Source organism: Bacillus sp. N1(2025), assembly GCF_053470005.1.
Map to the genome: position 1 here is coordinate 94,495 of NZ_JBLTJB010000010.1, position 12,191 is coordinate 106,685.

The following is a 12,191-nucleotide window of genomic DNA, read 5'->3' on the forward strand; positions in this document are numbered from 1 at the left end:
AAATTCGGGGCGTTTTTTTACAGCTGCTGAAGAAACCCGGCAAAGCGCTGAATTTGTTCACGTAACGATTGTTTGTTTTCGTGAAATTGTTTGAAACGATGTCCGTTTGCTCCGGACGGATGCGGGAAGCCTTCCAGAATGACCGCATGCCCCATTCTGCCGTTCTTCTTCAGCATGCGGCAGGCTGATTCTGCTGCTTTGCCGAGAGGGATAAGCAGAATGTTCTTTTCTATCATTTCTATTTCATCCGGAAAACATGTCAGCGCGTAACGGCTGAGAAGAGCTGATCTGCTGATTGCCGGCCGATGTCCCGTATAGTTTTTCTGTTTATAAAAAACAGGGTGTTTGATAACGGACGTTGTATGAAGAAGCTCCCGTTTTGAATCAAATAACCGGGATGAATCCTCAACGTGAAGCGCGGCCGGCAGACCGCATTCATTAAGCATTTCGATGATGTTCTGTCTCATTGAACCGGAAAGTCCGGCCACTTTTTTTGTTTCATACGCTATCGTTTCAAGCGTTTCGCCATTTTTTAAAAGCTGTGCCGCTTTTTTGTAAGCCAGCTGCATTTGAAAAAAACCGGGTGTGATTCCGGAAATGGCAACGACTGCATGAGGGTTAATATATTCATTATGAGGCGAATAATACAAATCCAGATCTCCGTCCTTGGCTAAATGGAAAGCCGGAGTCAGCAAATCCGATTTTGTAAACCCTCCCGAAGAAGATGGTGATTTAAGCTGCTGCAAAAAACGCGCAAGCCGCTCACGATCGCAAATCATGTTATGCCTCCTTGAATCCGCCGGTTTCTCTTAGTGTCATCAAAAACGTCGGATGACATGCAGGCTCATACATCACTTTTACCGGCGTTCCAGAGCATTTTTAAGACGTGAGGCGTTCCTTTAACTTCGGCCGCCGTCGTTTGCACGGCTGTTTTTTTAGTGAGAAAATCTTCCTGCAGTTCTTTTTGCTTTTGCGATAACAGATCGGTTTCTGTTTTGATTTCATCAACGGCCGTCTGCATGGACGCTGTCGCGGCGTTAATTTTCTTTATATCAGGCGCTGTGTTTCTTTTAAAACGCACGGCGGATACGGCTGCATAAATTAAAGCGGCAGCCGCAACGGCAGCACTGATATACAAAATGATGATCATCTTCTTTTCACTCCTTTTTTCAGTTGATACCCTTTACGGATCGTGTTGAATCATTTTATTTGCTAATTGTTTTTTTTCTGCTTATAATGTGAAATCGTACATAAGGACATTCAGAAAGGGTGAAAGACGTGGAAAGCTTACAAAACAAAACGGCTCTTATCACGGGTGCGGGCAGAGGAATCGGCCGCGCCGCCGCTATCGCTTTAGCCAAAGAAGGAGTCAATATCGGTTTAATCGGCCGCACAGAAGCAAATGTCGAAAAGGTTGCGGAAGAAGTGAAAGCCCTTGGTGTAAAGGCATCATTCGCTGCTGCCGATGTAAAAAACCAAAAAGAGGTTGAGCAAGCCGTCTCCTCTATTAAAGAAGAACTCGGTGAGATTGACATCTTGATTAACAATGCCGGAATCAGCAAATTCGGCGGATTTTTGGATCTTACGCCTGAAGAGTGGGAAGACATCATTCAAGTTAATGTAATGGGTGTATACCACGTGACACGCGCCGTTCTTCCTGAAATGATTGAGAGAAAATCAGGAGATATCATTAATATTTCTTCTACGGCGGGCCAAAGAGGCGCCGCGGCGACAAGTGCGTACAGCGCTTCTAAATTTGCCGTTCTCGGTCTGACCGAATCTCTCATGCAGGAAGTCAGAAAACACAATATCCGTGTCAGCGCAATGACTCCGAGCACGGTTGCCAGCGACATGTCTATTGAATTAAATCTGACAGACGGCAATCCGGAAAAAGTCATGCAGCCTGAGGATCTTGCAGAATATATGGTTGCTCAATTGAAATTACATCCGCGCATTTTCATCAAAACTGCCGGTTTGTGGTCAACTAATCCTTAAACAAAAGGGGACCTGTCTTCGTGACGGGTCTTTTTTTTGTTTCCGCAACCCGAATAAATAGGCATAAAGATCCGTTTTTGCAGAAAAAAGAGTGAAAAAGAAACCGATATCAGTTATAATTAAACTAAATAAACTATGTACCAAATGTTCATTAAAATTATTTTCCCCGCCTCCAAAAAACAAATCAATACAAATCAAACTGTCCGAACGATAAAAGGGAAAACGGGATATAAAGAGAATATTTAGTACATGGAATAATTTGTTAGAAGGAAGGGTGTGCACATATTGAAAGAAGAAAAAAGAAGTTCAACCGGTTTTTTAGTGAAACAAAGAGCTTTTTTAAAGCTTTACATGATTACAATGACAGAGCAGGAACGGCTTTACGGACTGAAGCTTCTCGAGGTGCTGCGTTCGGAATTTAAACCCATCGGTTTTAAGCCGAATCATACCGAGGTGTACCGTTCACTTCACGAACTTTTGGATGACGGGATTTTAAAGCAAGTAAAAGTGAAAAAAGAGGGAGCCAAACTCCAGGAAGTCGTTCTCTATCAATTTAAAGACTATGAAGCTGCGAAGCTTTACAAAAAACAGCTGAAGACAGAGCTTGACCGCTGCAAAAAGCTGATAGAAAAAGCCATTTCAGATAATTTTTAAATCCGGCCGGAACGAACCCGGCCTCCCGGGCTCAAAAGATTTGTAAGGTTTGTTTTGTGATTCATTATACATAATAACAGGCTCGGAACAATACACATCAATAAAACCTTCAAACTTGACATCGACTCCTGAAGTGGTAACATAAAAAACGTGTGAAAAATACGAACAAAATACGAACAAGGGAGATGTTACCGATCTTAGATCAAAAGAAAATTACTTTTATCGGAGCAGGATCAATGGCTGAAGGAATGATATCAGGCATGGTCCGCGCAAAAAAAATTCCCAACCAAAACATCTGCGTGACAAACCGCCGCAATACAGAGCGACTCGCTGAATTGGAACATCAATACGGAATTCAAGGCATTGCTTTTGACAGCATGAAAACCGAAGACATTGATGTCTTTATTTTAGCCATGAAACCGAAGGATGCTGAAATCGCTCTTGCTACGCTGAAACGGCGTATTCAACCTCATCAAATCATCCTGTCTGTTCTGGCAGGCATAACAACCTCATTTATACAACAATCATTACATGACCGTCAGCCGGTTGTAAGAGTGATGCCGAACACATCCAGCATGATCGGCGAATCGGCAACAGCTGCGGCTTTCGGAGACCATGTCTCTTACGGTTCAGCAAAAACCGCGGTATCCCTTTTGGAATGCCTCGGGGAAGTATACGTGATCAAGGAAGATCAGATGGACATTTTCACCGGCATCGCAGGCAGCGGACCGGCGTACTTTTATTATTTAATGGAGTTTATTGAAAAAGCAGGTGAAGAAGCCGGCTTAGACAAACGACTGTCCCGCAAAATCGGCGCGCAAACGTTATTGGGCGCAGCTAAAATGCTGATGGAAACGGGTGAAAAACCGGATGTGCTTCGGGAAAACATCACCTCTCCAAACGGCACGACGGAAGCCGGCCTCGATGCGCTCAGGTCAGAAGGCGGCGGAGAAGCCATTGCCAAAGCCATTAAACACGCGACCGAACGTTCTATTGAGATCAGCAAAACAATTGAAAAAACGGCAGCACTATAATCGTTAAAAAACAGGAGTGATACAGTGACGTCTCGGACGAAGATCAAAAGAGTCGCGGTGAAAATCGGCAGCAGCTCACTGACGAGCCTGCACGGGGAAATCAGCAGAAGAAAGCTGGAAGCATTGGTGGATCAAATCGCACAGCTGAAAGACAGCGGCTATGAAGTGATTTTAGTATCTTCCGGCGCAGTGGCGGCAGGTTATAGGAAGCTCGGATTTATTCAGAAACCGGAAAGCCTCCCTGAAAAACAGGCTTCCGCTTCCATCGGGCAGGGATTATTAATGGAGGCTTATTCAAAGCTGTTTTTAGCGCACGGTTATGTCGCATCACAAATTTTAATTACAAGAAGCGACTTTTCCGATGAATACCGCTACCATAATGTGCGCAATACGATGAACGTCCTTTTGGAACGGGGCATTATTCCGATTATTAATGAAAATGACACGGTCACAGTCAACCGGCTGAAATTCGGAGATAACGATACACTCGCAGCGAAGGTGGCAGGTTTAATTGATGCCGACATGCTTGTGATTTTATCAGACATTGACGGTTTATATGATGATAATCCGCGCAGCAACCCGAAGGCGAAAAGAATCAGACATGTAAGTGACATCACTCCGGAAATAGAAGCAAGCGCGGGAGATGCCGGGAGTGAAATGGGAACCGGCGGAATGCGTTCGAAACTGGATGCTTTTAAAATTGTGATGGCCTCCGGTATTAAAGGCTTTCTCGGGCAGGCTAACATTCCGGACATTCTGCTTCAAGCGGTAGATGAGGCGGCTGAAGGAACTTATTTTGAAGCGGAAGGAACCCTGCCGTTAAACCACAAAGAACAATGGCTTGCATTTAATTCCGGCCCCGAAGGTGAAATTGTGATGGAAAAAGAAAGCAGCCGCGATGTCGCGAACGGAAATATGGAGCTGTCACCGCAGGACATCGAGCAGATTAAGGGCAGATTCAGCAGCGGAGCGGTTGTCAGGCTGCTTGATCAGCAGGGAGAAGAGCTCGGACTCGGCATCGTCAACTATTCCTCAGCCCAGCTGAAGACATTTAAAGAAACGCCGCATAAACAGGGCGATCAATCAGTCATTGATCCGGAAGCATTTGTCTGCCACGTTGAACTATCCATTCCGATCGGCTGAGAAAGATCTATAAAAATATGAAAAAGCCCGAGGCTTCGTTTTGAAGCTCGGGTTTGTTTTTTATTGATATTGTTCAAGTTTGGAGAAAAATTGAATGACAAAATGATAGAAATCATTTGCAGACGGAGCCAGTTCCCTTCCTTTTGGTTTAATAATGCCTACGGTGCGCTTCACTTGAGGAAATTCAATCGGAATTTTGACCGTGAACCGGGGTGTGGTTTCTGCAAAGGTGCTTTCAGGTAATAAAGTCACTCCCATCCCCGCGGAGACTAACCCTTTAATGGCATCTAAATCCTCGCCCTCCGTCGATACTAGCGGCGCAAAGCCGGCCTGTCTGCAAGCGTCAATCGCCATGTTTCGGAGAATAAACCCTTCAGGAAATAAAACGAATTGGTCGCCGCGCAGATCAATTAAATGAATATTTTTCTGTTTGGCAAGCGGATGATGCAGCGGAACAAGCGCGTAAATCTTTTCCGTGAATAAGATATGACCTGTTATGTCGGGGAATTCCGTCGGAACGGGGCCGAGCAGCGCCGCATCTATATCCCTGTTTCTTACGGCTTCAATTAAAAACTTATAAGACCCCTGACGGAGCAAAAACTCAACGTTCGGGTATTCCTCTTTAAATGCCGAAATCACCGTCGGCAAAAGCTGGCTTGCAAGGCTCGTCGGAAATCCTATTTTGACGGTTCCGCGATTCGGATCAAGATATTCATCAATTTGTTCCTTCGCGTAATCAATTGCTTTCATCGCCGTTTTAACATGTTCTAAAAATTGCTTGCCGATCGGCGTTAATTTAATATTTCTGCCTTCCCGTTCAAATAAAGTGACTTTCAGCTCTTCTTCAAGATTTGCAATCTGCCTGCTGATGGCGGATTGTGCGACATGCAGATGATCAGCCGCTTCTGACACATGTTCCCGTTCTGCTACCTCCATAAAATACCGAAGCTGGCGTAATTCCATTGCGTTCACACCCATCTATCTCATTTTGAGATGTATTTGATCTAAATTATATATTGTTTATATTGTTTTGAAAACTTACAATTAATTTAAAGTTGTCAGATTTTATGACCGATAATTAACGGAAACTGATCGGGGGAGAGGAATTATGACTTACAATCAAATGCCGAAAGCACAAGGTCTCTACCGTCCGGAATTTGAGCACGATGCATGCGGAATCGGCTTGTATGCCCATTTAAAAGGGAAACCTTCACATGACATTGTCAAAAAAGGACTGAAGATGCTTTGCCAGCTGGATCACAGAGGAGGACAGGGCAGTGATCCGAATACGGGTGACGGCGCCGGCCTGATGGTTCAGATCCCTGATGCTTTTTTTAAGAAAGAGTGCGGAGAAATGAGACTGCCGGAAAAAGGCCGTTACGGGGTAGGAATGGTCTTTTTCTCGCAAAATGAAGAGGAAAGAAAAAAGATCGAAAAACAGGTGAATGCATTCATTGAGCAGGAAGGACAGATCGTTCTCGGCTGGAGAACCGTCCCTGTAAATGTCGGAAAAATCGGAACAGTGGCACAAAGCACTTGCCCGTATGTGCGTCAAGTATTCATCGGCGCCGCAAACGATTTGAAAGACAGCCTTGCTTTTGAACGCAAACTGTATGTCATCCGGAAGCAGGCGGAAAATTGGGGCGTTCAAGAACAGCTTGATTTTTACTTCGCAAGCTTGTCAAACCAGACTATTGTTTATAAAGGATTGTTAACGCCTGAGCAGGTTGACGCTTTTTATTTGGATTTGCAGGATGAAACCTTCGTATCTGCATTTTCACTCGTGCATTCAAGATTCAGCACAAATACCTTTCCTACTTGGGAACGTGCCCATCCGAACCGCTATCTGATTCATAACGGAGAAATCAATACGCTCCGGGGCAACATCAATTGGATGAGAGCGAGGGAGCAGCAGTTCGTTTCAGAAAGCTTCGGAGACGATCTTCACAAAGTACTGCCGATTTTAAATGATGAGGGCAGTGACTCATCCATTCTTGATAATGCGTTTGAATTTTTCGTGATGGCGGGGCGGAAACCGGCACATACGGCAATGATGCTGATTCCGGAACCATGGACAGAAAACACTCACATGTCTAAAGCGAAACGGGCTTTTTATGAATATCACAGCTCTTTAATGGAGCCGTGGGACGGGCCGACCGCCATTTCGTTTACGGACGGAAAACAAATCGGTGCCATCCTTGACCGTAACGGTCTGCGTCCGGCACGTTACTATGTGACAAAAGATGAGCATATTATTTTCTCATCTGAGGTCGGCGTTATTGAAGTAGAGCAGGAGAACATTCTTCATAAAAAACGTCTGGAGCCCGGAAAAATGCTGCTCATTGACTTAGAGGAAGGCCGGATTATTTCAGATGAAGAAGTGAAAACAGAAATTGCCAATGAATTCCCTTATCAAAAATGGCTTGAAGAAGAATTGGTTCAAGTGAATCCTGACCCGGAAATCCGGGAAGAGGAACAATTCGATGATCTTCTCGTCCGTCAAAAAGCGTTTGGCTATACGTATGAAGATATTCAGAAGTATTTAATTCCTGTTATTAAAGAAGGCAAGGACCCGCTCGGCTCTATGGGGAATGATTCGCCGCTCGCCGTTTTATCCGATCGCGCCCAATCACTGTTTCATTACTTTAAACAGCTGTTTGCGCAAGTCACAAACCCGCCGATTGACGCGATCCGCGAGCAGCTTGTGACCTCTACGGTGACATGGCTTGGAGCTGAAGGCGATCTGCTGCATCCGAGTGAAAGAAATGCACGCCGCATAAAATTGTATACTCCTGTATTATCAAACGAACAGTTTTATGCGCTGAAAACACTTGTGCACCCTGACATTAAGAGCCAGAACATCCGCACGCTGTTTTCCGATGACCTGGAAAAAGGCCTGAAGGATTTGTTTCAGCAGGCGGAAAAAGCGATCAAGGAAGGTGTATCTCTGTTAATTTTATCTGACAGGGCAATGAGTAAAGAGTTGACGCCGATTCCGCCGCTTTTGGCCGTCAGTGCGCTGCATCAGCATTTGATCCGCCAAGGTCTGCGAACAAAAGCAAGCATTATCGTTGAATCCGGGGAAGCGCGTGAAGTTCATCACTTTGCGGCTCTCATCGGATATGGTGCCGATGCTGTCAATCCGTATTTGACTTACGCTACGTATAAGCAGGAAATCGATGAAGGCCGGCTTGATATTCCGTATGAAGAAGCTGTCAGCAAATACGGAAAGAGCGTAACAGAAGGCGTCGTGAAAGTGATGTCAAAAATGGGAATTTCAACTGTGCAAAGTTACAGGGGCGCCCAAATTTTTGAAGCGGTCGGCATCGGTGAAGACGTTATCGCCAAATACTTTACCGGTACTGCATCTCAGCTTGGCGGAATCGATATCGAGACGATTGCGCAAGAAGCGAAGAAGCGCCATCAAGCGGCGTACAAGGATGATTACAGCCAAACTCTTGATCCGGGAAGTGAATTCCAATGGCGGAACGGGGGAGAGCACCACGCTTTCAACCCGAAAACCATCCATACCCTGCAATGGGCCTGCCGCAAAAATGATTACAGCCTGTTTAAGCAGTATTCTCATGCAGCGGATGAAGAACGAATCGGATTTTTACGCAATCTGTTCGCCTTCAAAGAAGACCGCAAGCCTTTAAAATTAGAGGAAGTTGAATCAGCTGCGTCCATTGTGAAACGTTTTAAAACAGGAGCGATGTCATTCGGTTCATTAAGCAAGGAAGCCCATGAGGCTTTAGCGATAGCGATGAACAGGCTTGGCGGAAAAAGCAACAGCGGAGAAGGCGGCGAGGACCCGAAACGTTTCGTTCCGGATGAAAATGGCGACGACAGAAGAAGTGCGATTAAACAGATCGCTTCCGGCCGTTTCGGTGTAAAGAGCCATTATCTCGTCAATGCGGATGAATTGCAGATCAAAATGGCGCAAGGGGCGAAGCCGGGAGAAGGCGGTCAGCTTCCGGGCAACAAGGTATATCCTTGGGTCGCGGATGTCCGCGGTTCTACACCAGGTGTAGGGCTGATCTCACCGCCTCCTCACCATGATATTTATTCAATTGAAGATTTGGCGCAGCTGATTCATGATTTGAAAAATGCAAATCGAAGCGCGCGAATCAGCGTCAAGCTCGTGTCAAAAGCCGGTGTCGGCACGATTGCGGCCGGTGTGGCAAAAGGCACTGCGGATGTCATCGTCATCAGCGGCTACGATGGCGGAACGGGCGCGTCGCCGAAAACAAGTATTAAACATACGGGTCTTCCGTGGGAGCTTGGTCTTGCAGAAGCTCACCAAACGCTGATGCTGAACGGTTTACGGGATCGCGTGGTATTGGAAACGGACGGTAAGCTGATGACAGGCCGAGATGTCGTGATGGCCGCCTTGCTCGGTGCGGAGGAATTCGGCTTTGCTACAGCGCCGCTTGTCGTTCTCGGCTGTGTCATGATGCGCGCCTGCCATTTAGATACATGTCCTGTAGGTGTCGCGACGCAAAATCCGGAGCTCCGCAAGAAATTCATGGGCGATCCTGACCATATCGTAAATTACATGCTGTTTGTCGCAGAAGAAGTGCGTGAATATATGGCGCAATTAGGCTTTAAGACGCTTGATGAAATGATCGGACGGACAGACGTTCTTCATGTCAGTGAACGTGCAAAAGCGCATTGGAAAGCGGGCCAGCTTGATTTATCCACACTGCTGTACCAGCCTGAAGGCGTACGTACTTTCCGTACGGCGCAAAACCATAAAATCGACGAGTCGCTTGATATGACGGTTATTCTTCCGGCGGTGCAGGCTGCAATTGAAGCCGGTCAGGAAGCGGAAGCTGAAATCAAGATCAATAATACAAATCGTGTAGCCGGAACCGTGACGGGAAGTGAAATTTCTAAACGCTACGGAGCTGAAGGCCTGCCGGATGATACAATCAGACTTCATTTTACCGGATCAGCCGGACAGAGTTTCGGAGCATTTGTCCCTAAAGGGATGACGCTTCATTTGAACGGCGATTCAAATGACTACGTAGGCAAAGGGCTTTCAGGCGGAAAAATCATCGTGAAAGCGCCTGATGCCTTCAATTGTGAAACACACGATAACGTTATTATCGGGAACGTCGCATTTTACGGAGCAACAAGCGGGGAAGCGTACATTAACGGGCGCGCCGGTGAACGTTTTGCAGTCCGTAACAGCGGAGTCAATGTCGTTGTAGAAGGTATCGGAGACCACGGCTGTGAATACATGACAGGCGGCCGGGTTGTCGTCCTCGGCGAAGTCGGCAAAAACTTCGGGGCGGGAATGTCAGGCGGTATCGCATACGTCCTGAGTGATGATGCCAAAGCATTTAAACGCAAATGCAACATGGAAATGATTTCATTTGAAAAGCTGACGGATGAGGCTGAGATCAAAGAAGTGCAAGAAATGGTCAAACGGCACGCGGCGCTGACAAACAGCAAAAAAGCCGCAGATCTCCTGGACAATTGGGAAAAAGCCGCAGAAACCTTTATCAAAGTCATTCCGAAAAACTATAAACAAATGCTCCTCAGCATCGAAGAACAAAAAGCGGCGGGTTTATCAGAAGAAGACGCAATTATGTATGCTTTTGAAGCCAATACAAAGGTTCACCAAACGCCTGCCAAAGACCATAAACAAGCGGTAGTACAGTAAGAAAGGGGAGAGGAACATGGGGAAACCAACTGGATTCATGGAAGAAAAACGAGAAAAACCGGCTGAGCGGGACCCTCTCACTCGCTTAAAGGATTGGAAAGAGTATTCGGCTCCATTTTCAGATGAAGCGTCAAAGCGGCAGGGGGCGCGGTGTATGGATTGCGGCACACCGTTTTGCCAAATCGGCGCTGATATCAACGGTTTTACCTCCGGCTGCCCGATTTATAATCTGATACCGGAGTGGAATGACCTCGTCTATCGGGGGCGCTGGAAAGAAGCCTTGGAGCGCCTTCTGAAAACGAATAACTTTCCTGAATTCACAGGGCGGGTCTGTCCCGCTCCTTGTGAAGGATCTTGTACGCTGGCCATTTCAGATCCGGCTGTTTCAATTAAAAACATCGAGCGGACGATCATTGACAAAGGGTTTGAAAACGGATGGATTCAGCCGAGAATTCCAGCGAAACGCACAGGTAAAAAAGTCGCTGTCGTCGGTTCAGGCCCGGCAGGTTTGGCAAGCGCTGATCAGCTGAATCAAGCCGGTCATTCCGTAACAGTCTATGAGCGTGCCGACAGAGCCGGCGGCCTGCTGATGTACGGCATTCCGAGCATGAAGCTTGAGAAAAATGTCGTCGAACGCCGTATAAAGCTTTTGACGCAGGAAGGTATAGATTTTGTGACAAATACCGAAATCGGCGTTGACATAACAGCAGATGAGCTGAAAGAACAATTTGATGCCGTCATTTTGTGCACAGGCGCCCAAAAGCAGCGCAATCTGCTGATTGAAGGCCGGGAAGCAAAAGGCGTCCATTATGCGATGGACTATTTAACACTGGCGACGAAAAGCTATTTAGATTCCAACTTCAAAGACAAACAATTTATAGACGCTAAAGGGAAAGACGTCATCGTAATCGGCGGAGGAGACACAGGAGCTGATTGCGTGGCAACCGCGCTGCGTCAAAAAGCGCGCAGCGTGCATCAGTTCGGGAAACATCCTAAACTTCCTCAAACGCGCACGAACGACAATATGTGGCCTGAACAGCCGCACGTCTTTACCCTTGAATACGCCTATGAAGAAGCGCAGGCAAAGTTCGGCAAAGACCCTAGAGAATATTCAATTCAGACGACAAAAATGGTGGCCGATAAGCAGGGCCGCTTACAAGAGATTCACACCATTCAAATGGAAAAAGTCAGAAACGAATTCGGAAAGTATGAATTTCATGAACTGCCCGGTACAGAAAAAGTATGGCCTGCTCAGCTGGTGTTCATCGCCATCGGTTTTGAAGGGACAGAACAGCCATTATTGAAACAGTTCGGTGTCGATTCGGCAAATCATAAAATTCAGGCGGCATATGGGGATTATAAAACGAATGTTGACGGTGTTTTCGCCGCAGGGGATGCGAGAAGGGGCCAAAGCCTGATTGTATGGGCGATTAATGAAGGCCGGGAAGCAGCGCGCGAAGTCGACAGTTATTTAATGGGGAGCACTGTTTTACCGTAAATAAAGGGGTTTATTTATAAAACCGGCTGGGATCAGCCGGTTTTTCGTATTGAAATGAAACCTCCTTCTTCCTGTATTGGTCATATAAGGGTAACATGGAAGATAACATATGGATTTTTGTTTTACAGAGTGGAGAGATTGTTTTCTTCCGCAAACTGAGACGATTTGCAAGCCTTGAGCCGTTTATTGTGACGCCTTA

9 protein-coding genes are annotated in these 12,191 nt (G+C 46.4%); 6 read left to right on the forward strand and 3 right to left on the reverse strand.

From position 1 onward, the window contains the following. Window positions 1-17: 17 nt before the first annotated feature. Both ACNFN4_RS18500 and ACNFN4_RS18505 read right to left on the reverse strand, forming a co-directional pair. Window positions 18-779: a hypothetical protein gene (locus ACNFN4_RS18500; protein WP_448200375.1), complete on the reverse strand. Its 762-nt coding sequence runs from the start codon at window positions 777-779 to the stop codon at window positions 18-20. Between the two features lie 65 nt (window positions 780-844). Further along, complete coding sequence (locus tag ACNFN4_RS18505) at window positions 845-1,150, reverse strand: DUF948 domain-containing protein (protein WP_025650368.1); 306 nt, start codon at window positions 1,148-1,150, stop codon at window positions 845-847. Between the two features lie 128 nt (window positions 1,151-1,278). Here ACNFN4_RS18505 and ACNFN4_RS18510 point away from each other — a divergent pair, with 128 nt between their 5' ends. From ACNFN4_RS18510 to proB, 4 genes are all read left to right on the forward strand, one after another. Then, entirely contained in the window at window positions 1,279-1,995 is a 717-nt protein-coding gene (locus ACNFN4_RS18510; RefSeq protein WP_007407344.1) for a 3-ketoacyl-ACP reductase, read from the forward strand. Between the two features lie 285 nt (window positions 1,996-2,280). Further along, the gene (gene rtp / locus ACNFN4_RS18515) at window positions 2,281-2,649 is read left to right on the forward strand and encodes a replication termination protein (protein WP_003153833.1); all 369 of its coding nucleotides are present in this window, start codon (window positions 2,281-2,283) and stop codon (window positions 2,647-2,649) included. A 185-nt stretch (window positions 2,650-2,834) separates the two neighbouring features. Further along, a complete protein-coding gene (gene proC, locus ACNFN4_RS18520; protein ID WP_448200376.1) occupies window positions 2,835-3,683 on the forward strand; it encodes a pyrroline-5-carboxylate reductase family protein in 849 nt (282 codons plus the stop codon). Between the two features lie 24 nt (window positions 3,684-3,707). Continuing rightward, on the forward strand, window positions 3,708-4,826 hold the full coding sequence (gene proB, locus ACNFN4_RS18525) for a glutamate 5-kinase (RefSeq protein ID WP_014418087.1): 1,119 nt from the start codon (window positions 3,708-3,710) through the stop codon (window positions 4,824-4,826). A 60-nt stretch (window positions 4,827-4,886) separates the two neighbouring features. Here proB and ACNFN4_RS18530 read toward each other — a convergent pair whose 3' ends face one another. Then, complete coding sequence (locus tag ACNFN4_RS18530; RefSeq protein ID WP_014418086.1) at window positions 4,887-5,789, reverse strand: LysR family transcriptional regulator; 903 nt, start codon at window positions 5,787-5,789, stop codon at window positions 4,887-4,889. A gap of 145 nt (window positions 5,790-5,934) precedes the next feature. Between ACNFN4_RS18530 and gltB the strand changes: the two genes are divergently transcribed. Both gltB and gltD read left to right on the forward strand, forming a co-directional pair. Next, entirely contained in the window at window positions 5,935-10,494 is a 4,560-nt protein-coding gene (gene gltB, locus ACNFN4_RS18535; RefSeq protein ID WP_448200377.1) for a glutamate synthase large subunit, read from the forward strand. A gap of 16 nt (window positions 10,495-10,510) precedes the next feature. Continuing rightward, window positions 10,511-11,992 (forward strand): glutamate synthase small subunit, encoded by a 1,482-nt coding sequence (gene gltD / locus ACNFN4_RS18540; RefSeq protein WP_003153838.1) that lies wholly within the window; start codon window positions 10,511-10,513, stop codon window positions 11,990-11,992. Window positions 11,993-12,191: the final 199 nt, after the last annotated feature.